Source organism: Lysobacter sp. TY2-98 (genome assembly GCF_003367355.1).
Classification (GTDB): Bacteria; Pseudomonadota; Gammaproteobacteria; order Xanthomonadales; family Xanthomonadaceae; genus Cognatilysobacter.
Genome location: NZ_CP031413.1, coordinates 1,740,823 through 1,764,414 on the forward strand (window position 1 = coordinate 1,740,823; position 23,592 = coordinate 1,764,414).

General features: G+C 69.2%; 19 protein-coding genes. 7 read left to right on the top strand and 12 right to left on the bottom strand.

Going from position 1 to position 23,592, the window contains the following annotated elements:
• Positions 1-68 precede the first annotated feature (68 nt).
• Positions 69-986, top strand: coding sequence for a DMT family transporter (locus tag DWG18_RS08300; protein WP_240318492.1), 918 nt, complete (start codon positions 69-71; stop codon positions 984-986).
• 3 nt (positions 987-989) lie between these two features.
• Here DWG18_RS08300 and DWG18_RS08305 read toward each other — a convergent pair whose 3' ends face one another.
• Positions 990-1,709, bottom strand: a complete 720-nt coding sequence (locus tag DWG18_RS08305; protein ID WP_115646766.1) for a phosphatase PAP2 family protein — start codon at positions 1,707-1,709, stop codon at positions 990-992.
• Positions 1,687-2,961 carry a flavodoxin-dependent (E)-4-hydroxy-3-methylbut-2-enyl-diphosphate synthase gene (ispG, locus tag DWG18_RS08310; RefSeq protein ID WP_115646767.1) on the bottom strand — a complete coding sequence of 425 codons (1,275 nt, stop codon included), beginning with the start codon at positions 2,959-2,961 and terminating at the stop codon, positions 1,687-1,689. The genes DWG18_RS08305 and ispG overlap by 23 nt, the downstream gene beginning before the upstream one ends.
• A gap of 116 nt (positions 2,962-3,077) precedes the next feature.
• On the opposite strand from ispG, the gene xseA reads away from it, so the two are divergent.
• The gene (gene xseA, locus DWG18_RS08315) at positions 3,078-4,427 is read left to right on the top strand and encodes an exodeoxyribonuclease VII large subunit (RefSeq protein WP_115646768.1); all 1,350 of its coding nucleotides are present in this window, start codon (positions 3,078-3,080) and stop codon (positions 4,425-4,427) included.
• A gap of 66 nt (positions 4,428-4,493) precedes the next feature.
• On the top strand, positions 4,494-5,933 hold the full coding sequence (locus tag DWG18_RS08320; RefSeq protein WP_115646769.1) for an aldehyde dehydrogenase family protein: 1,440 nt from the start codon (positions 4,494-4,496) through the stop codon (positions 5,931-5,933).
• A gap of 43 nt (positions 5,934-5,976) precedes the next feature.
• Here DWG18_RS08320 and DWG18_RS08325 read toward each other — a convergent pair whose 3' ends face one another.
• Positions 5,977-8,850, bottom strand: coding sequence for an EAL domain-containing protein (locus DWG18_RS08325; protein WP_115646770.1), 2,874 nt, complete (start codon positions 8,848-8,850; stop codon positions 5,977-5,979).
• 220 nt (positions 8,851-9,070) lie between these two features.
• On the opposite strand from DWG18_RS08325, the gene DWG18_RS08330 reads away from it, so the two are divergent.
• The 4 genes from DWG18_RS08330 to DWG18_RS08345 are packed head-to-tail and all read left to right on the top strand — an operon-like array spanning position 9,071 to position 12,929.
• Entirely contained in the window at positions 9,071-9,625 is a 555-nt protein-coding gene (locus tag DWG18_RS08330; protein ID WP_115646771.1) for an RNA polymerase sigma factor, read from the top strand.
• Positions 9,622-10,563, top strand: coding sequence for a hypothetical protein (locus DWG18_RS08335; protein ID WP_115646772.1), 942 nt, complete (start codon positions 9,622-9,624; stop codon positions 10,561-10,563). The genes DWG18_RS08330 and DWG18_RS08335 overlap by 4 nt, the downstream gene beginning before the upstream one ends.
• Positions 10,564-10,570: 7 nt before the next feature.
• Positions 10,571-11,164, top strand: coding sequence for a YigZ family protein (locus DWG18_RS08340; protein WP_115646773.1), 594 nt, complete (start codon positions 10,571-10,573; stop codon positions 11,162-11,164).
• Positions 11,157-12,929: an ABC transporter transmembrane domain-containing protein gene (locus DWG18_RS08345; protein WP_115646774.1), complete on the top strand. Its 1,773-nt coding sequence runs from the start codon at positions 11,157-11,159 to the stop codon at positions 12,927-12,929. Before DWG18_RS08340 ends, DWG18_RS08345 begins: the two co-directional genes overlap by 8 nt.
• Positions 12,930-12,932: 3 nt before the next feature.
• On the opposite strand, the gene DWG18_RS08350 is transcribed toward DWG18_RS08345, so the two are convergent.
• The 9 genes from DWG18_RS08350 to DWG18_RS08390 form a co-directional block, all read right to left on the bottom strand.
• Positions 12,933-15,905, bottom strand: coding sequence for an EAL domain-containing protein (locus DWG18_RS08350; RefSeq protein WP_162823768.1), 2,973 nt, complete (start codon positions 15,903-15,905; stop codon positions 12,933-12,935).
• A gap of 165 nt (positions 15,906-16,070) precedes the next feature.
• The gene (locus DWG18_RS08355) at positions 16,071-16,274 is read right to left on the bottom strand and encodes a cold-shock protein (protein ID WP_115646776.1); all 204 of its coding nucleotides are present in this window, start codon (positions 16,272-16,274) and stop codon (positions 16,071-16,073) included.
• Between the two features lie 108 nt (positions 16,275-16,382).
• Complete coding sequence (locus DWG18_RS08360; protein WP_115646777.1) at positions 16,383-17,150, bottom strand: S-methyl-5'-thioinosine phosphorylase; 768 nt, start codon at positions 17,148-17,150, stop codon at positions 16,383-16,385.
• A gap of 28 nt (positions 17,151-17,178) precedes the next feature.
• Entirely contained in the window at positions 17,179-17,748 is a 570-nt protein-coding gene (locus DWG18_RS08365) for a hypoxanthine-guanine phosphoribosyltransferase (RefSeq protein WP_115646778.1), read from the bottom strand.
• 1 nt (position 17,749) lies between these two features.
• Positions 17,750-18,745: a beta-N-acetylhexosaminidase gene (nagZ, locus tag DWG18_RS08370; protein ID WP_115646779.1), complete on the bottom strand. Its 996-nt coding sequence runs from the start codon at positions 18,743-18,745 to the stop codon at positions 17,750-17,752.
• A 70-nt stretch (positions 18,746-18,815) separates the two neighbouring features.
• Positions 18,816-19,301 (bottom strand): CYTH domain-containing protein, encoded by a 486-nt coding sequence (locus DWG18_RS08375; protein ID WP_115646780.1) that lies wholly within the window; start codon positions 19,299-19,301, stop codon positions 18,816-18,818.
• 82 nt (positions 19,302-19,383) lie between these two features.
• Positions 19,384-20,706, bottom strand: coding sequence for a 23S rRNA (uracil(1939)-C(5))-methyltransferase RlmD (rlmD, locus tag DWG18_RS08380; RefSeq protein WP_115646781.1), 1,323 nt, complete (start codon positions 20,704-20,706; stop codon positions 19,384-19,386).
• A gap of 131 nt (positions 20,707-20,837) precedes the next feature.
• A complete protein-coding gene (locus DWG18_RS08385) occupies positions 20,838-21,464 on the bottom strand; it encodes a DUF1318 domain-containing protein (protein WP_162823769.1) in 627 nt (208 codons plus the stop codon).
• A gap of 77 nt (positions 21,465-21,541) precedes the next feature.
• Complete coding sequence (locus DWG18_RS08390) at positions 21,542-23,566, bottom strand: hypothetical protein (RefSeq protein ID WP_162823770.1); 2,025 nt, start codon at positions 23,564-23,566, stop codon at positions 21,542-21,544.
• Between the last annotated feature and the right edge of the window lie 26 nt (positions 23,567-23,592).

The window sequence follows — 23,592 nt, forward strand, 5'->3', positions numbered from 1 at the left end:
CACCGGCATCTCCGCAGCGTGACGCACCGTCACGATCGATCCGCGCCGATCGGCGATCCTTGCCCGCCATGACGACCGCCCCGACGCACCACGCCACGGTGATCCGCGCCGCGCTGCTCATGCTGGCGAGCACGCTGTTCTTCGGCCTGATGGCGATCACCATCCGATACGCATCGAAGACGCTGCCGACGTTCGAGATCGCGTTCTGGCGCAACACCTTCGGACTGATGGCGCTGATGCCACTGCTGCTCCGCAGCGGGGCGTCGATGCGCACGAAGCAGCTCCCGAAATACCTGCTGCGCAGCGCGATCGGCATCGGTTCGATGCTGTGTTCGTTCTGGGCGATCGGCCACCTGCCGCTGTCGCAGGCCATCTCGCTCTCGTATTCGACGCCGCTGTTCGTGACGATCGCCGCGGTGATCTGGCTCGGCGAGACCGTGCGCCGTCGACGCTGGACCGCCGTCGTGCTCGGTTTCATCGGCGTGCTCGTGATCGTGCGCCCCGGCACCGCCGGATTCACGCATGCCTCGCTGGTCGCGCTCGCCGCTGCCGTGCTGAGTGCGGTCGTTGCGGTACAGATCAAGCAGCTCTCGCGCATCGACGCCGCCGACACGATCGTCTTCTACACCTACGTGTTCTGGGTGCCACTGTCGTTCGTACCGGCGCTGTTCGTGTGGGTGTGGCCGGCGCCGATGGACTGGGTGTGGCTCGTGCTGACCGGGCTATTCGGCACCGGCGGCCAGCTGCTCTGGACCCGCGCACTGCGCCTGGGCGACGTGTCCGCGCTGACGCCGATCAGCTTCATGCAGCTGCCGGTGGTGACCGTGGCGGCGTACTTCCTGTTCGACGAGAAGATCGATCGCTACACGATCGCTGGCGCGCTGATCATCTTCGCCGCCAACGCCTACATCGCGCATCGGGAAGCGCAGCTTGCGCGACGTGCGGCGACGACAGCACCGATCGAGGCGGCGCGTCCGGCGGAGTAAGCCTCAGACTTTGCTCGACCCGGTCATCAACCCACGCCGGAACGCAATGAACCGCACGCCCAGCGTCCACGCGATTGCAGCGGCCCATCCCGCCAGGATGTCGGACGGGTAATGCACGCCGAGATACACGCGTGACATCCCGACGCCGAGCGTGAACAGCACGCCGACAACGATGACCGGCCAGCGCCAGCGCGTGTTCCAGGCCAGACATGCGACGACGCAGGCGAGCGTCGCCGAACCCATCGCGTGACCGCTGGGGAAGCTGTAGGTGCTCTCGGGTGCGATCGAAACCCACAAGGCCGGGCGGGCGCGCGCGAAGACGTGCTTGGCGATCAGGTTCAGCAATGCCGAGCCGCCGAGCGCGATCGCGGCGAAGGTCGCGCTGCGCGAATGGCGGCGGAAGGCGAGGAACAGCACCAGCACGATGTCGGCCGGCACCACGCCACCCGAATAGCCGACTGCGGAGAACGCCAGGAATATGGAATTGAGCAGTGGACTCGCGAGCGAATGCAGCCCCTCGAGCACGGGTGTGTCGAAGAAGAACGGCCGGCCTTCGGCGAGGTCCTCGGCCAGTTCGCCAAATCCCCATAGCGGGAGCGCGACGCAGACAAACACCACGAGCAGTTCCAGCCCGTAGCGACGGAAGACGCTCTTGCCGACCTGCGCCTGTTCGGCGACGACGGCGGTCGGGGTTCCCGCGTCAGCCCGCGGTGTTGGCTCCATAGCGACGCTCCACGTAGCGATCGATCAACTCGACGAAATCGTCGGCGATGCGATCTCCGCGAAGCGTGACGGTCTTTTCACCGTCCTCGAACACGGGTGCGGAGGGAGCCTCGCCAGTACCCGGCAGGGAAATGCCGATGTTGGCGTGACGCGACTCGCCGGGACCATTGACCACACAGCCCATCACCGCGAGCGTCATGTTCTCGGCACCTGGATGGCTGATCTTCCATTCCGGCATCCGATCGCGCACGTGCGTCTGCACCTTCTGCGCGAGTTCCTGAAAGAATGTGCTGGTGGTGCGGCCGCAGCCGGGGCACGCCGTCACCATCGGCGTGAACGCACGCAGCCCCATCGTCTGAAGCAGCTCCTGCGCGACGATGACTTCGTTGGTACGCGACTGACCCGGTTCCGGCGTCAGCGAAATGCGGATGGTGTCGCCGATGCCTTCCTGCAGCAGCACGCCGAGCGCGGCGCTCGACGCGACGATCCCCTTGCTGCCGATACCCGCTTCGGTGAGGCCCAGGTGCAGCGCGTAGTCGCCGCGCGCAGCGAGTTCGCGATACACCGCGATCAGTTCCTGCACGCCGCTGACCTTCGCGCTGAGCACGATGCGCTCGCGCGCCAGGCCGAGTTCTTCCGCGCGCACGGCCGAATCCAACGCGCTACGGATCAGCGCTTCGCGCAGCACGCGGCCGGCGTCCCACGGATTGGCGCGTTGCGCGTTTTCGTCCATGAGCGTCGCTGCGAGCGACTGATCGAGCGAGCCCCAGTTCGCGCCGATGCGCACCGGCTTGCCGTAGCGGATCGCGAACTCGATCAGCTGTGCGAACTGCGTGTCCCGCTTCTTGCCGAAACCGACATTGCCGGGATTGATGCGGTACTTGGCGAGCGCTTCGGCGCAGGCGGGTTCGCCGGCGAGCAGCTGGTGGCCGTTGTAGTGGAAGTCGCCGATCAGGGGGACGCCCACGCCCATCATGTCGAGGCGCTCGCGGATGCGCGGCACCGCCGCGGCGGCCTCGGGCGTATTGACGGTGATGCGGACCAGCTCGGAGCCCGCGCGCCAGAGCTCGGCGACCTGCTTCGTCGTCGACGCGACATCGGCCGTGTCGGTGTTGGTCATGGACTGCACGACGACCGGCCCACCGCCACCCACGTGCACACCCCCGATCACGACCTCGCGGGTGATCCGGCGGGACAACGGTCCGAAGCGGTCCTCGTCGGCAGGCGACGGCGGCTGGAGAGCGGCATTCATGGGCGAATTGTAGGCCAGCCCCCTCGCCCGCCCATGAATCGACGGCCGGCGGCACACGCGGGCGCCGCCCTCGCGCCGACTGCGCTACCGTACGCGCCCGCCCCGCCCCGCCGCCCATGTCGACCGAGTCCCCGCGCGACGTCTTCACGCCCAGCCAGCTCAACACGCTGGCGCGCGACATGCTCGAGACGACCTTCGGCTCGGTGTGGATCGAGGGCGAGCTCGGCAACGTGTCGAAGCCCGCGTCCGGGCACCTCTACTTCACGATCAAGGACGCACGCGCGCAAATCCGTTGCGCGATGTTCAAGCCCAAGTCGAGCTGGCTGCGCTTCGCCCCGCGCGAAGGCCTGCACGTGCTCGGACGCGGCCGGCTGACGCTGTACGAGGCGCGCGGCGAGTACCAGCTGGTGCTCGATCACATGGAGGAAGCCGGCGAAGGCGCGCTGCGTCGCGCGTTCGACGAAATGAAGGCGCGACTCGCCGCCGAAGGCCTCTTCGATCCCGACCGCAAGCGGCCCCTGCCGGCGTTTCCGGCGCGCATCGGCGTCATCACCTCGCCCAGCGGCGCCGCCATTCGCGACGTGCTCAGCGTGCTCGCACGACGCTTCCCGCTAGTCGAGGTCGACGTGCTGCCGGTGCAGGTGCAGGGCACGGGTTCGGCACAGCAGATCGTCGACATGCTCCAGCGCGCGGGCGCGAGCGGGCGCTACGACGTGCTGATGCTGACGCGCGGCGGCGGCTCGCTCGAAGACCTGTGGTCGTTCAACGAGGAAAGCGTCGCGCGCGCGGTGGCCGCGACCGCGGTGCCCGTGATCTGCGCGGTGGGCCACGAAACCGACTTCTGCCTCGCCGAGTTCGCCGCCGACGTGCGTGCGCCGACGCCGTCGGTCGCCGCGGAACTGCTGGTACCGAACCGCGATGACCTCGCGCGCCGCCTCGATGCGCTGGGCCGTCGACTGCAGGGTCGGCAGATGCAGATCCTGCGCGATGCCATGCAGCGCACCGACCGTGCCGCGCTCAAGCTCAATGCACTGCGCCCGCAGGCCTACGTGCAGATGCTCTGCCGACGCCAGGCGGATGCGTTCCGACGCCTCGACGCCGCCTGGCAGCGCCGAATCGAACGCGAACGCGCGCGCCTGCGGCATGCCGACGCGATCCTGCGCGCACGCCATCCGGAGCGTCGCCTTGCGCGTTTGCGCGAGCGCGTGGCTGCGGTGTCGACGCGTCCGCAGACCGCGATCGTCCGCCGCCTCGCGCACGAAGCGCTGCGCCTGCGCGGTGTCGCGCGATCGCTGGAAGCGGTAAGCCCGCTGGCGACCGTCGCACGCGGCTACAGCATCCTGCGGCGCGGCGACGGTGCGATCGTCCGCAGCGTCACGGACGTCGAACCCGGTGACGCGCTGACTGCACGCGTGCGCGACGGCGAACTCGGACTGCGCGTGGAAGGCCGCACGCCGCGCGAGTGACGACGGCTTGACGTCGACCGACGGCCACACAGGCATCATCGGGCTCCCCGCCCCGCCCGCGCCGCCATGTCCACTCCGCAGCTTCCGATCTACGTCGCCGGCCAGCCGGTCACCACCGGCGACTGGCTGGACGTCACCGACAAGTACAGCGGCAAGGTGGCCGCGCAGGTGGCCCACGCGGGGCCAGCGCAGGTCGAGCAGGCGATCTCGGCGGCGCACGAGGCGCGCGCCGAGATGGCCGCGTTCCCACCCGATGCGCGGCGCGACGTGCTGGAGCACTGCGTCCGGCGCTTCGGCGAGCGTCGCGACGAACTCGCCGAGCTGCTCTGCACCGAAGCCGGCAAGCCCATCCGTGATTCCCGCGGCGAAGTCGACCGCCTGATCGACACCTTCGGCATTGCTGCTGGGGAAGCCACGCGCATCAATGGCGAAGTGTTCGAGATGCAGGTGTCACCGCGTGCACATGGTTTTCGCGGCATGACCCGGCGCGTGCCGATCGGCGCGTGCAGCTTCATCACGCCGTTCAACTTCCCGCTGAACCTCGTCGCGCACAAGGTCGCGCCGGCGATCGCGGCGGGGTGCCCGTTCGTGCTGAAACCTTCCGAGCGCACGCCGCTCGGTGCCCAAGTGATCGGCCAGGTGCTGGCGGAAACCGATCTGCCGCGCAAGGCGTGGTCGGTGATCGTCTGCGATACGAAAGCGTCCGCGCCAATGGTCGAGGATCCGCGCATCGCACTGCTGAGCTTCACCGGCGGGCCGATCGGCTGGGATCTGCGCGCACGCGCCGGTCGAAAGAAGGTCGCGCTCGAACTCGGCGGCAATGCCGCTTGCATCGTCGACGAGGATCCGGGTGTTCCGCTCGATCACCTCGTCAAACGGCTCGTATTCGGCGCGTACTACCAGAGCGGCCAGAGCTGCATCAGCGTGCAGCGCGTCATCGTGCACCGCGCGATGGCGGAGCGTGTGTCGCATGCGATGGCCGAGGCCGTACGCGCGCTGAAGTGCGGGAACCCCCATGACGAAGCCACCGACATCGGGCCGGTGATCGACGCGGCGTCGGCGGATCGGCTGGAGGAATGGATCAGGGCCGCGCGCGACGCCGGCGGTCGCGTGCTGGTGGAAGGTCGACGCGACGGCACGATGATCGCGCCGTGGTTGCTGGCGGATGTCGCGCACGACGCGAAGCTGTATCGCGAGGAAGCGTTCGGGCCGGTGGCGCTGATCGAAACCGTCGATTCTTTCGACGCTGCGCTCGATCGCGCGAACGACTCACACTTCGGGCTGCAATGCGGCGTATTCACCGCGCGACTCGATCACGCGATGCGAGCGTGGGACCGGCTCGAAGTAGGCGGCGTGGTGATCAGCGATGTGCCGAGCGTGCGTGTCGACAACATGCCGTATGGCGGGGTGAAGGACTCGGGCGTCGGGCGCGAGGGTGTTCGTTCGGCGATCGAGGAGATGACGGAGGTGCGGTTGCTGGTCATCAAGGATCCGCCGGCGGAGTAATGCGCTCGTCTTCCCGCGCATCCGATGGGCGCGCGCCTGATCGTCAGCCGACCAGGCTCGCGACCGCATCGACGCCGCTGACCAGCTCCGGCATCGGACGGCCGTAGAGATAGCCCTGACCCAGCGTGCAACCCAGCTCGCGCACGAGGCGTTGCTGGTGCAGGTTCTCGATGCCTTCGGCGACGGTGTGGATGCCGAGCGACCCCGCGAGTGCCTGGATCGCGCGCACCACGGCCTCGCTCTCGACGCGCGTCTCACTGCCGAGACCGGCGATGAAGCTCTGGTCGATCTTCAGGCATTCGATCGGGAAGCGGTGAAGGTAGGACAACGCGGAGAAGCCGGTACCGAAGTCGTCGAGCTGTGCGAGCACGCCGTGGCCGCGCAGATGATTGAGCATGTTCATCACGCGCGGCGCTTCTTCGAGCAGCGCGACTTCGGTGATCTCGATGCGCAGGCGATGCGGGTCGGCCTTGGCCTTGTCGAGCATGCGCAGCAGGCGGTCGGCGAAGCTGGCGTCGCGGAAATGGCGCGGTGAGACGTTGACCGAGATGTAGCCACCCTCGGTGTGCGCAATCCGGTCGGCGACCTGCGCGTACACCAGCCAGTCGACCTCCTCGATCAGCGAGCTGTTCTCGCCGACGCCTACGAAGGATGCAGGCGTGAGCAGGCCACTACTCGAATGACTCCAGCGCAGCAGCGCTTCGTGACCGACGACGCTGCGATCGGCGAGTCGCACGATCGGCTGGTAGAACGCAACGAAACCGTCACCGTTGATGGCACGGCGCAGGTCGGCTTCCAGGTCGAGGATGCGCATCGCCTCCTCGCGCATCGCCTCGTCGAACGTGGCCCAGCGACCGCGGCCCGCGGCCTTGGCGCGATACATCGCGGCATCGGCGTCGCGCAGCAGTTCGCTGCCACTGCGATAGCGCGGATGCCACAGCGCGATACCGACACTGGCCGACGGGAACACTTCGCGCCCGGCCACCCACCACGGCTGGCCCAGCGTTTCGAGGATGCGGCCGGCGAGACGTTCGACGCTGCCGACGCCATCGAGTTCGTGCACGAGCACGGCGAATTCGTCGCCGCCGAGTCGCGCGACGACATCACCGGGGCGCACGCACGCCGCGATGCGGCGCGCGGCTTCCATCAGCAGCTCGTCACCCGCCGAGTGACCGGCACTGTCATTGACCAGCTTGAAGCGGTCGAGATCGAGATAGAGCACCGCGAACAGCGTGTGCGGATGCGTCTGCGTCAATTCGATCGACTCGGTCAGGCAATCGACCAGGTGCGTGCGATTGGGCAGACCCGTCAGCGCGTCGTGGCGCGCCTGGTGCGTCAGTCGCTGCTCGGCGCGCAGGCGCTCGCCGATCTGCGCAACCAGCTCGCGGTTGGCGCGCGCGAGTTCGCGCGTGCGCGCGTCGACCCGCTCTTCGAGGTCGGCGTGCGCCAGCATCAGCGCCTCCTGCGAGCGCTTGCGCTCCAGGCCGATGCCGATGTGGTGCGCAACGAACATCAGCAGTTCCTGGTCGCGCCGGGTGAACGTGATGTGGTGCGAATAGCTCTGCACGGCGATCACGCCGACCGCCTGCTCGCCCCGCCACAGCGGCACGCCCAACCAGCAACAGGCCAGCGCGCCGCGGCTCATCAGCTCGCCCTCGCGCTGCAGCTCTTCGATCTCGGGGCGGCCGACCAGCAAGGGCTTGCGACGCGTCAGCACGTATTCGGTGAGGCCGAAGCCGAGCGGGCGCGCGTCGCGACGGCCGTCGCGTTCGTCGATGGAATACGGGAACTCGAGGCGTTCGCCGTCCTCCGAGATCATCGCGATGTAGAAATTTCGCGCGTACAGCAGCTCGCCGACGATCGCGTGCACTTCGCGATAGAAGTCGTCCAGCGACGGCGCGCTCATCGAGAGTTCGGCAATGCGAAACAGCGCGCTCTGCAACTGCTCGGCGCGCTGGCGCTCCTCGATCTCGGTCTGCATCTCCGCGTTGAGGCGCTCGAGCGCATGCGTGCGCTCGCGGACGCGGTGTTCGAGTTCCTCGCGCGCGAGATGGCGCTCCAGCGCGGTCAGGATGTGCTGCGCGACGAACGCGAGCAGCGCGCGTTCTTCCTCGCCGTACATGCCGGCGCGGTCGTAACTCTGCACGACGATCGCGCCGCAGACGCGGTCGTCGCGGCGCATCGGAACGCCCAGCCAGTCCTCGCTGTCCGGGCCGTGCGCGGGGTCGCGCTCGACACCCAGCTGCGCGCGCACCGCATCGGAGGCGCCGCGCACGGGCTCGCCGTGGCGCAGCAACGCGAGCGTAAGACTGTTCGGCAGCTCGCAGGCCGGGATCTCGCGCTCGGGGTCGGCGACGTAGTCGTCGCGCTCGTCGGCGAAGTACACGAAGCGCACGGTGTCGCGCGCGTCGTCATACAGCACGATGTAGAAGTTGGCGGCGTACATCAGGCCGCCGATGACGTGGTGGATCATCCGCAGCATCGCGGAGAGCTCGAGGCCGGAGCCGGCGAGATCGGCGATTTCGTACAGCGCCTGTTGCAGCCGTTCGGACTTCTCGAGCGAATCGGCGCGACGCTGCACGCGGTCGGATTCGAGATGCGCGGCGATCAGCGCGCGCGACATCTCCGACCAGGTCATGCGCACATCGGGATCGATCGCACCGTGCACGCGCGCCGCGATCGCGCCGTGGCGGCCACCGGGTAGTGGCCATGCCTCGATCAGGCAGCCCTCGGCGATATCGATCGGCGTCGCGCCGAGCAGCGCATTGCGAACCACGCCCGCAAGTGCGTCGTCCGCGTCTTCGGAGGTGCAGACGGTGACGCCTTCGCGCTCGCGCCAACCGGCCGCGACGAACGCGTCCACCGGCAGGCCCGCTTCCAGTGCCGCGACCAGCTCGCGCCGACGGGCGCGACGCATCGCACTATCCACTGGATCGGGTTTCCGCAACGCCGACTCCCCCTGTCGCTTCGCGGGCAGAGCCCGCTCCCTTCGCGCCGCCTCGCGGTCGACGCCGACCCCGCCGGAGCGGGCTGGAACGAGAATACGTGATCGTCGCAGGGTTGGAAGAGTCCCGTGGGGCCACGCCAGCGGCGCGGCGGGCTGTACCGGAGCGACCGTGGCCCGTACCCTGCCGCCGATGAACGGGCCGGCCGCTGCCACCGACGACGAACTGATGCGCGACTGGTGCGCCGGCGACGTGCGCGCGTTCGAGCAGCTCTACGCCCGTCACAAGGGTCCGCTCTACCGCTTCGTGCTCCGCCAGCTGCGGGATTCCGCGACCACGGACGAGATCTTCCAGGACGTCTGGCAGCGGGTCATTGCGGCACGTGAAAGCTGGCGTCCCGACGCCGCGTTCAGCACGTGGCTCTACCGGATCGCCCACAATCGCCTCAACGATCACTGGCGCGCGGCCAAGCACCGCCCGGCCGCTCCGGCCGACGCCGAGGCCCGCCTCGAGGCCCTGGCCGACCCCGAATCCCCCGAACGGACGTTGAGTGACTTCGAGCAGCGCCGTCGCCTGCGCATGGCGCTGGACGAGCTGCCGCCCGAGCAGCGGGAAGTGGTCCTGCTGCGACTCGAGCAGGAGCTGACCCTCGAACAGATCGGAGACATCACCGGTGCCGGCCGCGAGACCGTGAAGTCGCGCCTTCGATACGCGATGGACAAGCTGCGCGCGAGACTTTCGACATGACCGCCCGACCCACCGATCCCCTGCACGACGCCCTGTCCGCCGAAGAGCGGGAGCTGGCGACGCGCGTGGCGCGGCTGGATGCGTCGGCCGGGCCGTCGTCGGCACTGGACGCACGCATCCTGGCGGCGGCGCGTGCCGCTGCGGTGCCCGCCGCGAACCCGTCAACGCGACGCGTTCGGCGCTGGCCGGGCGCGGTCGGCGCGGCGGCGGTGCTGGTCGCGGCGGTCGGACTGGCCTGGCAGCTGCGGCCGATGTTCCAGCTTCCGCCGCCGGTCATCCACAGCGGACACGCAGGCGCGGGCAAGGCGCCGGGTGCCGAGGCGGACACCGTCGTGCAGGTGGAAACGGTGCCGCGTCGCACGCCGCCCGCTGCGGCACCGGTGATCGCGCCTCCTGAAGTGACGGCCCAACCGCCTGCAGCGGCGCGCAAGACCGCGCCTGCGGTCGGAGGCGGCGCGCCACGCGTGCAGAATCGTGCACCGACCACCGCGACGCGCGCTTCCGTGCACGACCTCTTAGACGAGGCAGTGCCGCCGCCGGCAGCACCGCCGCCCCCGCCCCCGCCTCCGCCGGCCGCCATGGCGGCGCCCGAGCCGCGCGCATTCTCTGCGGCGCCGGCCGCGAAGGCCACCTCCGACGCGGCGGCAACCGCAGGCGTCGATGAAGGTGTCGACGTCACCGGCTCCCGCATGCGTCGCGAAGCCGCCGTGGCGACGCCCGCCCCTGCAGCGGCGTCCGCTGCGCCAGCGCCTGACGTCTCGGCCGACGCCCGCCTTCCCACGCGCGACTGGCTGGCTCGCATCCGCGCCCGTCGGGACCATGGCGACATCGCCGGCGCGCGCGCCAGCCTCGCCCGCTTCGTGATCGCGCATCCGCGCGTGGCCGTGCCCACCGACCTGCGTCCGCTGCTGCCGCCGGACGATCCGTGGTCACCGTGACACCTCGATGCTGACCCTCGCCGGCCCCGCGTCGGCCGCGCTCGAGGTCAAACACAGCCGGTTCGTTGCGCAGGCCGCGCCGGTCACTTCGCCCGACGCCGCCCTCGCCTTCCTCGCGCAGGTGCGCGACGCCGCGGCCACGCACAACTGCTGGGCCTATCGGATCGGCCAGGGCTACCGCTCCAGTGACGACGGCGAGCCGGCCGGCACTGCGGGCCGTCCGATCCTTGCGGCGATCGACGGGCAGCGCGTCGACGGCGTGGTGGTCGTGGTGGCGCGCTGGTACGGCGGCATCAAGCTCGGCGCGGGCGGTCTGGTGCGCGCCTACGGCGGGTGCGCGGCCGAATGCCTACGCCTGGCCGACAAGATCGAGCGCGTCGAAACCGCTGTCGTCCGCCTGCGCTTCGGTTTCGGCGACACCGGCGCCGTCCATGCCACCTTGGCAACCGTCGAGGTCGAGCGTCTCGACGAACGTTTCGACGGTGACGGTGTCGAACTCGCGATCCGACTGCGCGCCGATCGCGTCGGGACCTTGAAAGCGCACCTGCGCGACGCCACCCGGGACCGGGTCCGCCTGCTGGAATCTCCCTCCGATGCCTGACGCCGCCGACGGCGCCTCCCCTGCCTCGCGCCTTGCCGGCCTGCGCACGCTCTGGCCGTTCGTGCAGCGCCATCGCGGACTGTTCGCCAGCTGGCTGGTCGCGCTCGGCATCTCGTCCGCGGCGACGCTGACATTGCCGGTCGCGTTCCGGCGCGTGATCGACCACGGCTTCGCCAACGGCACGCCGCATGCGATCGACGTCGCGTTCCTGCCCCTGATCGCAGTCGTAGCGGTGCTCGCGCTCGGCACGGCCGCGCGGTTCTACTTCGTGTCGCTGCTCGGCGAGCGCGTGGTCGCCGATCTGCGCGACCGCCTGTACGGCCACCTGCTGGCGCTCGACGCCGCGTTCCACGACCGCACGCGTTCCGGCGAACTCGTCTCGCGTCTGAGTGCCGACACGGAACTGCTGCGCACGCTCGTCGCATCGACGATGTCGATCGCACTTCGCAGCGCGGTAACGGTCATCGGCAGCGTCGTGATGTTGTTCGCGACCAGCCCGCGCCTCGCTGCATACGCGATGGTCGGCATTCCGCTGTCGGTCGCGCCGATCGTCATCGGCGCACGGCGCATGCGGAAGATCGCACGTACCAGCCAGGATCGCGTCGCGGACGCGAATACCGTCGCCGCGGAAACGCTGGGTGCGATCTCGACCGTGCGCGCGCATGCGCGGGAGTCGTACGAACGCGCGCGCTTCGGCGACGCCCTTCGTCTTGCCGTCGCGACGGCGCGCAAGCGCATCGGCGCGCAATCCATCGTGACGGCCGTGGCGATCTCGCTGGTGTTCGGCGCGATCACGGTCGTGCTGTGGCTCGGTGCGCATGACGTCGTCGCCGGGCGCATGACCGGCGGCGTGCTCGTGCAGTTCCTGATCTACGCGGCGGTCGGCGGCGGCTCCATCGGCGCGCTCGCCGAAGTCTGGAACGAGCTGCAGCGCGCGACCGGCGGCATGGGGCGCATCGCCGAGCTGCTGGAAGAAACCCCGCAGGTGATCGCACCCGCGTCGCCGCGCGCGCTGCCTGCGCCGGTGACCGGCGGGATCGAGTTCGACCATGTCGACTTCGCCTACCCGGCCGAAGCCGGGCGCTTGGTCCTGCGCGACTTCAGCCTGCGCGTACGGCCGGGCGAGACCGTCGCGCTGGTCGGCCCGTCGGGCGCCGGCAAGAGCACGGTGTTCTCGCTGCTGATGCGCTTCCACGACGTCTCGTCGGGCGCCATCCGTGTCGACGGCGTGCCGATCGACAGCGTCGACCCGACCGACCTGCGCGGCGCGATCGCCCTCGTCGCGCAACACCCCACGCTGTTCGCGACCAGCATCCGCGAGAACGTGCGTTACGGGCGCCTTGACGCCGACGACGACGTCATCGAACGCGCACTGCGCGCCGCGCATGCCGCCGACTTCGTGCATGCGCTGCCCCAGGGGCTCGACACCACCGTCGGCGAGCGCGGCGCGCGGCTATCGGGTGGCCAGCAGCAGCGCATCGCGATCGCCCGTGCGGTGCTGCGCGATGCGCCGATCCTGCTGCTCGACGAAGCCACCAGCGCACTCGACGCGCAGAGCGAAGCCGCGGTGCAGGCGGCGCTCGACGAACTCATGGACGGTCGCACGACCCTCGTGGTCGCGCACCGTCTCGCTACCGTGCTCAAGGCCGACCGCATCGTGGTCATGGATGCGGGCCGCATCATCGCGGAAGGCACGCATGCCGACCTGATGGCGCAGGGCGGGCTCTATGCCGAACTCGCCCGCCTGCAGTTCATCGACGACTGACCGCTATGCGGCGTCGGTCTGCATCACCACGCCGCGCTCCAGCAGCACTTCGAAATCGCCGACTTCGAGCGGTCGACTGTACAGATAGCCCTGCACTTCGCGGCAGCCGTGGGCGTCGAGCATCGACGCCTGCGCGTGCGTTTCGACACCTTCCGCCACGACGTGCGCTTCGAGCGCAGATGCCATGGCGATGATGGCCTGCACCACCGCGCCCTGCTTCGCGTCGCCCGGCAGGCCGCTGACAAACGAGCGGTCGATCTTGATGGTGTCGAAGCGGTGGTTGGCGAGATAGCCGAGGCTGGAATAGCCGGTCCCGAAGTCGTCGATCGCGATCCGCACGCCCATCGCATGCAGACCCGTGATGAGCCGCTCGGCGCGCTCGTGGTCGGCGAACATCTGGCTCTCGGTGAACTCGATTTCGAGGAGCGGTCCCGGCAACCCGGCGTCACCCAACGCCTCTCCCACGGTCCGCAACAGTCGATCGGCATCGAAGCGCGCGAGCGATACGTTGACCGACACGGGGCCGGGCAGTTGGCCCCCGTCGCGCCAGGCGCTCGCCTGCCGGCAGGCCTCGCGCATCACCCAGCGGTCGACGTCGTTGACCAGGCTGCTTTCCTCCGCGATCGGAATGAATTCCATCGGTGGCACCAGCGATCCATCGGCGCGACGCCAGCGCACCAGCGCTTCCATTCCGATGATCGCGCCGCTCGGACGCTGCACTTTCGGCTGGTAGACCAGGAACAGGCCGCCGTGCGCGAGGGCGTCGCGCAGCTCGTGCTCCATGCGCAGGCGCCGCTCGGCGCGTTCGCTCATGCTGCGCGCGAAGAAGCTGTAGCGCGCGCGGCCCGCGTGCTTGGCGTGGTACAGCGCGGCGTCGGCATGCCGCATCAGGCTGCGGCGATCGTTCGCATCCTGCGGATAAAGCGCGATGCCGATCGACAGCGACACGTGCAGGCGATGCCCTTCGACGTCGATCGGCGGCCGCATGGCGTCGATCATGCGTTCGGCCGCGCGTGCAGCGACCTGCGGATCGTCGAGACGCTCGAGCAGCACGACGAACTCGTCGCCGCCCTGCCGGCTCACGGTATCCCCGGGTCGCACCGTCGACTGCAGGCGATGCGCGACTTCCTGCAACACGACATCGCCCACCTGGTGCCCGAGCGAATCGTTGATCGTCTTGAAATGATCGAGGTCGACGAACATCAGCGCGCCACGACCGCCCTGCGGAATCGCGGCGACGGCGTGCTCGAGCCGGTCCTGCATCAGCACGCGATTGGGCAGGTCGGTCAGATGATCGTGTTGCGCCTGGTGCGCCATGCGCACGGCCATCGCGCGGGTCTCGCTGATGTCGTGCAGCACCATGACGCCGCCGATCACACGACCCTCGCTGTCGTGGATCGGGGCCGAGGAATCCTCGACGGCGAACCGCAGGCCGTCCCGCCGCACCAGCGCGCGATCGCGCTGCGTGGAGACGATGCGATCGTCGGTCAGCGCCGTGTGCATGGGCGACACGACGTCGTCGTCGCCGTCCGCGTCGACCAGGCGCACGACCTCATCGATGACCCGGCCGACCGCATCGGTCTCGGTCCAGCCCGTCATCGCCTCGCCGACGGGGTTGAGCAGCGTGATACGCAACTGCGGATCGCAGGTGATCACCGCGTCGCCGATCGAATCGAGCGTCACCCGGATGCGTTCCTTTTCCTCTTGCAGCGCGTGTTCCGCGGCGATACGTGCGCTCACGTCCGTCGCGAGCACGAAGAAGCCGTTGCGACCGCGCTCGGTGAAGTTGGGGACGTAATGCACTTCGAGATCGCGGCCGTTGACGCGCGTCTCGAAAGTCGCGCGCTCGCCCGCCATTGCGCGGGCCACCGGGTCCTCGACGCTCTTTTCGTAGTCGGCGCCGAGGATGTCGCGCTGCATGCGGCCGATGACTTCCTCCGGCTCATGCGCAAGGAACTCGGCGTAGCGACGGTTGATCAGCCGGTAGCGACCGTCGGCATCGATGAGGCCGATCGCGGCAGGCACGTGGTCGTGCAGGACGCGCAGCTGGTGCGCGGCATCGCGTAACTCGCGGGCGGTGGCACGACGCCGTTCGGTCTGCACGGAGACCAGCAGCGGCGCGATCAGACCGAACGCGGCGTAACCCGCCAGCTCGCCGAATCCGAGTTCATGCAGTGCACTCACGCGCGCACCAGGCATCCAACGGTGCACGGCAAGCAGCGTCAGAACGGCGAGCAGGTCGAGCAGCGCGGTGCCGAGAACGCCCAGGCGCAGGCTCGCGACGAGCAGCGGCAACAGCAGGACGATGAGCGGCTGGCGCATCCACAACGAGGCGATCACCACGCCGGCGATGCAGAGCGCCGCCAGCACGCCGAACAGTACCAGCGACCCCGGCTGCCGGAAGCGCCGCCATTCGCCGGGCGTCGAGGCGAGCACGGCCGGCAGCAGCGTCAACATGCCGAACGCGCCGCCGAGCGCCCAGTCGCGCCAGACGCTGAAGGGATCGGCGTGCACGGACGACTGCAGGACCGCGACGGCGACCAGCCCCGTCATCGACGGTGCGGCGACCACGGCGATTGCGCCGAGCCATGCAAGGTCGGAGAGGCGTCGCAGACCGCGCGGATCGCAGCCGACCGCCACCACCGCGATGTAGGTCAACGCGGCCTCGGCGATGCGCAGCACACTGTGCCCGAGCACGATGGGAAGTCGCGCGGGCGGCGCCGCCCACATCACAAGCGCGCCGAGCACGGCGGCACAGGCGACGATCACGCCGATCGCGACGCGCGGCGTTGGACGCCGCAGCAGCAACATGCCGGCCAGCCATGCACTGGCCAGACGCACCGCCGGCACCTGCGTCTCATGCACCCAGCTCAGCGCGACGACGGCGTGGGCCAGCACGACGGTGCCGAGCAGCGTCGCCGCGATCCATGCGGTGTCGCGGCTACCGAAGGACGACGTGGCGGCGGGTCCTGGCATGCGCGGGGGCGACGCCTTCGAAAACAGGCGGAGGTTCACGTCTCGATATACCCGGGCGGCGGAGCGCGGCGTGAGAGGCCGCCGGCGGTGCGACGGGCGGTCGTGTGCGGTCAATAAAAAGGCCCCGCCGGAGCGGGGCCTCGGGAAACGGTACGCAGCGGACCGTCAGGCCGGAACGACACCGGACGCCTGCATGCCCTTCGGGCCCTGGGTGACCTCGTAGGTCACGCGCTGGCCTTCCTGCAGGCTGCGGAAGCCCTTGGAATTGATGGCCGAGTAGTGCACGAACACATCGGCAGTGCCGTCTTCAGGCGAAATGAAGCCGAATCCCTTCGCATCGTTGAACCATTTCACGGTGCCGTACTGCATATCCTTGATGACCTCATGCTGTGAGGGTGGGCGCGCCGCATTGCCCGACAAGGGCGCAGTCGCGCGGCCGAGTATGCAAAACGGTTCAGGCTGTTGACAATCGTCCGCTCAGGCAGCGTGCGACGTACGGTCCAGCAGTGCGCCGAGCAGCGCCGGGAGGTGCGCGGATGCTGCCGCGACGTTGTCCAGCACGTCCTGCAACGTGATCACTTCGTCGATCTGCGGACCCGCGCCGGCCGCCCAGTTCGCGATGATCGCGAGGCAGGCGTAGTCCAGCCCCAGCTCCCGCGCGAGGCCCGCTTCGGGCATTCCCGTCATGCCGACCAGATCGCAGCCGTCGCGGCGCATGCGCGCGATTTCGGCGCGCGTCTCCAGGCGCGGCCCCTGCGTCGCGCCGTAGCAGCCACCGTCCACCAGCGGAACGCCCGCGGCCTGCGCGGCGTCGAGCACCGCGGTACGCAGCGACGGCGTGTACGGCTCGCCGAAGTCCACGTGCAACACCTCGGTGCCGGGCTCTTCGCAGATGGTCGAGACGCGACCCCAGGTGTAGTCGATGATCTGGTCCGGGCATGCCAGCACACGCGGCCCGAAGCGCTCGGTGATGCCGCCCACCGTGTTGAGCGCGAGCACGCGGTGCGCGCCGACGGCCTGCAGCGCAGCGAGGTTGGCGCGGTAGTTCACCTGGTGGGGCGGCACCGAATGGCCTTCGCCGTGGCGCGCGAGGAACGCGACGCGATGCCCGGCCAGCGTGCCGACGCGGACCGGCCCGGATGCGCGCCCGAAGCGCGTGTCGGGTTCGTGCGATTCGACGTCGTGCAGCTCGGCGAGCTTGTAGAGGCCGGTGCCGCCGATGACGGCGAGTGCGATGTCGCTCATGGTCGTATCCGTGGACGCGGCGAACGCGTCAGAGATCGCGCAGCGCCGTGTCGGTCAGCGCGTGGATGTCGGGCAGGTTGCGGCCCTGTTCCTGGAAGTCCATGCCATACCCGAAGACGTAACGGTCCGGTACTTCGACACCGACGTAATCGGCACACACGCCTTCGACACAGCGGTCGTGGCGCTTCACCGTCAGCGCAGCGATGCGAACGTCCGCGGCGCCTTCGTCGCGGCACCACTGCACGATGCCGCGCAGCGTGTGGCCTTCGTCGAGGATGTCGTCGGCGAGCAGGACGCGGCGGCCTTTGACCGGCGTCGCAGGGCGATGCTTCCACACCAGCTCAGCGCCCGTCGTCGCGCCGCGGTAGCGCGTGGCGTGCAGGTAGTCGAACTCGAGGTCGAGCCCGAGCGCGCCGATCTCCATCGCCAACCGACCCGCGAACGGCAGTCCGCCGTTCATCACCGTCAGGAACAGCGGCACGCTGCCCTCGAAGTCGTCGACGATCGATGCCGCCATGCGTTCGATCGAACGCTCCAGCGTGGCTCGATCGACGACGACGTCGCTGTTGGCCAGCGCCCAGGCGAGGTCGCGCGCCATGTCAGGCAATGCCTTCGATGCGCTGCTTGGTCATGCTGTAGCGATCGTCCGCGAGTAGTTCGCGCCAGCCGAACGGGCCGCGGCCGATCAACGCGGCCATCGCTGCGGTGTTGAGCTTGCGACCTTCAACGGCGGCCAGCGATTCCGGCACGAGCTCCGGATGGCAGACGAGCACGACGTCGCAACCCGCGTCGAGGTGTGCATCGATGCGCGCCTTGATGCCGCCCGCGGAGAACGCCGCCGCCATGCCGATGTCGTCGGAGAACACGACGCCGCGGAAACCCATCTCCTTGCGCAGGATGTCTTCGATCCAGCGCTTCGAATAGCCGGCGGGATCCGGATCGACGGCGGGATATTTGACGTGCGCCATCATCACGGCGTCGGCGCCGGCATCGATGCCCGCCACGAACGGCACGAGGTCGAGCGCGCGGATTTCTTCCAGCGGACGCGGATCGACGGCGTCGTCGAAATGCGTGTCTTCCAGCACCGAGCCGTGGCCGGGGAAGTGCTTGAGCGTCGCGGCCATGTCGGCGGCGTGCATGCCCTCGATGTAGGCGCGGGTGAACTCGGCGATGACCTGCGGATCGGCCGAGAATGCGCGATCACCGATCGCACGGTTGCCGCGGCCGAGATCGACCACCGGGGCGAAGCTCAGGTCGACGCCGGTCGCGCGCACTTCGCTGGCCATCAGCCACGCGTGCTCGGCCGCGAGCTTGAGCGCGGCTTCGGGATCGCGACGATAGAGCGCGTCGAACTTCTCTAGCGGCGGGAACGCGGTGTAGCCGTCCCGGAAGCGCTGCACGCGCCCGCCTTCCTGGTCGACGCAGACCAGCTGCGGCCGCGGCGCGGCTTCGCGGATGGCCTGCGACAGCTCCGCGACCTGCTGCTTGGACGCGAAGTTGCGGCTGAAGAGGATCACGCCACCGCACGCATCGTGCTGCAGCCAGTCGCGCTCCTGCGCGGTGAGTTCGGTGCCGGCCACGCCGATCACGAGCATGTGGGGACACTCCGGTTGCGGATTCGGGCCGGCATTGTGCCCCGGACGGCGTCGACGCGCAGCGGCGGCGTTACCAGGTCGAATACGGCCGGCTGGCGAGCGCCAGGTTGTAGTACCGCGGCTGGTCGGTGACTTCGTCGCCGAGCCAGTCGGGGCGCGGGTAGGCCGCCTCGGCGTCGTCCAGCTCCAACTCGGCGACGACCAGGCCTGCGTTGTCGCCGAGGAACTCGTCGACCTCGAACGTACGGCCGTCGACTTCGACGTAGTGGCGGACCTTTTCGATCTTTCCGCCGACCGCTAGCTTGAGCAGCGCACGGGCGTCGTCGACCGGGATCGGGTAGTCGAACTCCTGCCGCGTCGTGCCGAGCTCGCGCGACTTCATGTTGAGGAAAGCCGCGTCGCCCTGGATGCGGACGCGGACCGACACGTTCATCGCGCCGGCGTCGAGCGTCGCGAGATCGTTGAGGTAGGCCTGCGCCATCTCGACACGGCGGCTCGCCTGCGCGCGCCAGGCGTCGGAGGTGACGAGGAACTTGCGTTCGATTTCTAGGGGCATGTGAGCGATCTCCGGAAATCAGAAGCCAGGAAGCGGGTTTCCTCTCGCGTGGCGACGCGTTGGATCGAACCGCGCCGCGGGCTTATCCGCGGCGCGGTTCGAACACGGCAATCGACTCGACGTGCGCCGTATGCGGGAACATGTCCATGACGCCCGCGGCCTTCAGCGTCCAACCCTTCTCGTTGACGAGGAAGCCCGCATCGCGCGCGAGCGAGGCCGGATGGCAGCTCACGTAGACGATGCGCTTGAACTGCTTCAGCGGCAGGTGGGCGAGCACGAAGTCGGCGCCCGAACGCGGCGGGTCGAGCAGCAGCTTGTCGAACGATTCACGCATCCACGGCTCGCCCGACAGATCCTTCGCGAGGTCGGCGGCATGGAACTCGACGTTGGTGATTCCGTTGTGCGTGATGTTCTCGCGCGCGCGGCGCACGAGCCCGGCGTCGCCTTCCACGCCCACCACTTCCCGGGCATGGCGCGACAGCGGCAGCGTGAAGTTGCCGAGCCCGGCGAACAGATCGAGAACGCGCTCATCCGCCTGCGGATCGAGCAGCTCGATCGTGCGGTGGATCATGTGGCGATTGAGCCCGGCGTTGACCTGGATGAAGTCGAGCGGGCGGAAATTGAGCTCGACATTCCAGTCGTCGAGACGGAACGCGAGCTTGGGCTCGTCGCCATCGAGCAGGTGCACGGTGTCGAGGCCGCCGGGCTGCAGGTAGATGGTGAAGCCCTGCTCGCGACCGAACGCGACGAGCTTCTGGCGATCGCCTTCGGTCAAGGGCGTGAGATGCCGGAACGTCAGCGCGATGGCGTCGTCGCCGGCGATGAATTCGATCTGCGGAATCTCACGGCGCGTGTCGAGGCTGTCGACGAGCGCGGCGATCGCGCCGATCTTCGACGCGATCGCCGGGATGACCGTGTGGCATTCGGAAATGTCGGCGACGAAGCGCGGATCGTTCTCGCGGAAACCGACCAGCGTCTTGTCCTTCTTCTCGACGCGGCGCACGGAGAACCGGCCCTTGCGGCGATAGCCCCACGACGCATCGACCAGCGGCTCGAGCACCGTCTTCGGCGTGACATGGCCGATGCGCTCGAGGTTTTCCATCAGCACGCGCTGCTTGGCGACGATCTGCTTGGCCTCGTCGTAGTGCTGCAACGCGCAGCCGCCGCACGTCCCGAAATGCGAACACCGCGGCGCGACGCGTTCCACTGCGGCGTCGACCACCTCGACCGCGCGCGCTTCGTCGAAATGGCGATGGCGCGCCGTGCGCACGGCGACGACCTTCTCGCCCGGCAGCGCGCCGGCAACGAAGACGGCCTTGCCATCGGGCAGGCGCGCGACGCCGCGGCCGTCATGGGTGAGGTCGGTGATGTCGGCGGGGAACGGAGTGAGGTCGAGACGGGCCACGGCGTGCGCAACGGGAAGACAGCCGCCAATTGTCCCAGAAACCTCTGGCGAGCCCTGAACCGGCTCCGCAAAAGGCGACGGCCCGCCGGAGCGGGCCGCCGTTCGGCGCCCCGGGGCGCCTCCCAAAACCGTTACTTCTGCTTCCAGGCGCCGCCGGACTGGTACCACCAGCCGCTGCGCGCGCTGTCGATCCACTGCTTGGCGAAGACCTCGCGGATGCGCGGCTCCCACTCCGGGTGGCCGTTGGCGACGGCGACTTCGCGGTACACCGCGGCACGGTCGCGGTTGTCGTCCGCCACGGCCTTGTTCATCGACACACGGTCGGGCAGCGCGAGCTTGGAGGCGTCGCGGACCGTGATCATGCCGTCGGACGTGAAGCCCAGCGCGCCGGCTTCGAAGCCCTTGCGCAGCTCGCTGTCGAAGCGCTGCTCCATGCGCGCCTGGATCGCCTGGATCGCGGGCGTCTTGATCGTGATGTCCGGCGACGACTGCGCATACGCGCTGCCGATGCCGACCAGCGAGGCGAAGTCCACGCGCGCCAACGACGCCGCCGCGCGCTCGCTCCACGGCGTCTGGATCGACGCGCTGCCACCGCCTGGCTTCACCGGCTCGACCCGCTTCGCGTTCGGATCCGCGATCACCTTCTCGACGAACTCCTTCGCGGCTTCGCGCGCTTCCGCGGCCGGGAAGTAGACGTTGATCGTCACGCACGCGGTAAGCGCGACGGCGAGGGGCGGCAGCATCATCCAGCGGCGCATGGGACGGTCTCCAGTCGGTTGAGGCGGATGGTGCAGAAGCATGCGTGAAGCCGGGCGAAACGTGAACAGGGGCGATGTCAGTTCACCACCGGCTTGGTGTCGCCCTTGCCCACCGCCACCAGGCGTTCGACCAGCGTCGGCCAGTCGACGCGCCGGTTGATGCCCACCACCGTCAGCCATGGAATGCCGCCGCCTTCGACGATGGTGAAGCTGTTGGTGCCCCGCGCTGACAGGCCGTCCATCTCACAGACCTCGTCGGCGAGGCGGCAGTCGATGCCGATCGCCGAATAGGCGAAGTCGTCGAACAGCCCGATCAATTTCGCCTGCAGTCCGCCAGCGAACGACGAGTCGCCGACGCTCGACAGATCCTGCACCGCGCGCTGCGAGATGCGCTGGCGCGTGCCCGCGTGCTTGTCGGTACGCAGGTGCGCATTGAACGCGACGGGCTGCCAGTCGACCAGGCGCAAGCCGTTGAGATACCCATCGAGCTTGCCGGTGATGCTGCCGAAGCCGAGCACGCCGGTCAGTGATTCGAGGTCGAGGTCGTCGAAGGCGATATCGGCGCTGAGCGTCGGCGCCACGCCGAACGGGCGCTCCATCGAAAGCGCGGACACGTCGAGCTTGCCGCCGAACAACGCCATCGACAGGCCGCCATCGAAGACGAGCTGCTGCGATGCGTAGTGCGCGCTCGGGATGCGACCGGAGAGCTGGCCCGTGAAGGCCGGAAGGCCGAGCGCTTTGGCGAGCTGGCCGATGTCGAGGTTCTGGACGTCCAGCCCGAATTCGGCGCTCGCCCCGGCGTCGGCATGCGCTGGCTGGACCGCGAGGTGATCGAAGCGCAGATATCCGCCGAGCATGGGTACGTCGACGGGCTGGGCAAAGGCGATGCGTCCGGCTTCGCTGCGCATCGGTAGTGTCGATGCACCGAAGTCGAGCCCGTACACGTGGCCCGACGTCCAGCGCAGCGCACTCTCGACCGGCACGTCCGACGAGTAGCGCACATCGCCTTCGAGGTCGTGGAAGGCGAAGCGCCCCTTGGGATCGTCGACATCGACGCCGGTGACGCGCGCATCGACCGCATGCAGACCCTGCTCGCCCAGATCGACGCGCGCATCGAGCGCGCCGCGCACGGCGAGGTCGTCCAGCCCTGCGGCGCCGAGCCAGCCGGTGAGATAGGGCGCCTTGAGTCCGGCGAGATCGCTGCTGCGAATGTCGGCCTGCAACGTGCGCAGCGCCGCATCCGGCCCGAACGTCGCCTTGCCCGACGTCTGCAATACGCCGTCGTCGCGCCAGTCGAAATGCGGAATGCGCCAGCAGCAGTCGCCCCGCTGCTCGGCGTCGATGGACAGCTCGCCCATGCGACCGGCGAGCGCGAAATACGCCGTGCCGAACAGCAGTTCGCCGCCACCGAGTCGACCGCGCAACGCGACGCGATCGGTCGCCCCCAACATCATGTCGAGATCGAGTTTTGCATCGAGGCCTTGGGCGGCGATCGTGCCGTCGGGCGTGTCGATGCCGACGTCGTGCAGGGCGATCGGACCGGTGATGCGCAGGTCATCACCCGGGGTGGTGACCGCAAGGCGCGCGTCGCCCGCGCCCGACTTCATCTGCCCGGCCGGCCAGGCCTTGGCGACGAGCCCGCGCAGCCAGGCGATCGGAATCGCGGTGAGATCGACCTGGGTGGCATCGCCCCGCCCGTCGCCGCGCTGCACGCGGATCGAACTCGCCCCACGCGTCAGCATCGCGTTCATGCCGGTGTCGGTGAGGTCCATGCGCAGTCGCATTGTGCCCGCGCGGGTCATCGCGGGACCATCGCAATGCCAGCCGCTCCAGCCGTCGCGCCGCAGCACGCAGCGCCAGTCGAGCGCGGTGAAGCGGTAGCCGAGGTCGGGCGCGTCGACGCGGTCCGCACGCAGGCGCAGCGCCCCCTCGGTCGCGGCGGCGGGCCAGTCGAGGTCGACGGTCACGCCGGTCATCGTGCCGGTCGGCAGCGTCATGCGCGCGATGCGTGCGTGTGCGGAACGTGCGTGCGCGGGCGCAGCCGCCAGCAACGTGGCGGCCAGCAGCACCGCGACGATCGCGCGTACGATGGGCATCGCCACGAGGATACCGACAGGACGCCGAACTC

Excerpts from the sequence above, each read along its gene's own strand:
- DWG18_RS08300 (WP_240318492.1), top strand. The coding sequence starts at position 69 with ATGACGACCGCCCCGACGCACCACGCCACGGTGATCCGCGCCGCGCTG.
- DWG18_RS08305 (WP_115646766.1), bottom strand. The coding sequence starts at position 1,709 with ATGGAGCCAACACCGCGGGCTGACGCGGGAACCCCGACCGCCGTCGTC.
- ispG (WP_115646767.1), bottom strand. The coding sequence starts at position 2,961 with ATGAATGCCGCTCTCCAGCCGCCGTCGCCTGCCGACGAGGACCGCTTC.
- xseA (WP_115646768.1), top strand. The coding sequence starts at position 3,078 with ATGTCGACCGAGTCCCCGCGCGACGTCTTCACGCCCAGCCAGCTCAAC.
- DWG18_RS08320 (WP_115646769.1), top strand. The coding sequence starts at position 4,494 with ATGTCCACTCCGCAGCTTCCGATCTACGTCGCCGGCCAGCCGGTCACC.
- DWG18_RS08325 (WP_115646770.1), bottom strand. The coding sequence starts at position 8,850 with ATGCGTCGCGCCCGTCGGCGCGAGCTGGTCGCGGCACTGGAAGCGGGC.
- DWG18_RS08330 (WP_115646771.1), top strand. The coding sequence starts at position 9,071 with ATGAACGGGCCGGCCGCTGCCACCGACGACGAACTGATGCGCGACTGG.
- DWG18_RS08335 (WP_115646772.1), top strand. The coding sequence starts at position 9,622 with ATGACCGCCCGACCCACCGATCCCCTGCACGACGCCCTGTCCGCCGAA.
- DWG18_RS08340 (WP_115646773.1), top strand. The coding sequence starts at position 10,571 with ATGCTGACCCTCGCCGGCCCCGCGTCGGCCGCGCTCGAGGTCAAACAC.
- DWG18_RS08345 (WP_115646774.1), top strand. The coding sequence starts at position 11,157 with ATGCCTGACGCCGCCGACGGCGCCTCCCCTGCCTCGCGCCTTGCCGGC.
- DWG18_RS08350 (WP_162823768.1), bottom strand. The coding sequence starts at position 15,905 with ATGCCAGGACCCGCCGCCACGTCGTCCTTCGGTAGCCGCGACACCGCA.
- DWG18_RS08355 (WP_115646776.1), bottom strand. The coding sequence starts at position 16,274 with ATGCAGTACGGCACCGTGAAATGGTTCAACGATGCGAAGGGATTCGGC.
- DWG18_RS08360 (WP_115646777.1), bottom strand. The coding sequence starts at position 17,150 with ATGAGCGACATCGCACTCGCCGTCATCGGCGGCACCGGCCTCTACAAG.
- DWG18_RS08365 (WP_115646778.1), bottom strand. The coding sequence starts at position 17,748 with ATGGCGCGCGACCTCGCCTGGGCGCTGGCCAACAGCGACGTCGTCGTC.
- nagZ (WP_115646779.1), bottom strand. The coding sequence starts at position 18,745 with ATGCTCGTGATCGGCGTGGCCGGCACCGAACTCACCGCGCAGGAGCGC.
- DWG18_RS08375 (WP_115646780.1), bottom strand. The coding sequence starts at position 19,301 with ATGCCCCTAGAAATCGAACGCAAGTTCCTCGTCACCTCCGACGCCTGG.
- DWG18_RS08385 (WP_162823769.1), bottom strand. The coding sequence starts at position 21,464 with ATGCGCCGCTGGATGATGCTGCCGCCCCTCGCCGTCGCGCTTACCGCG.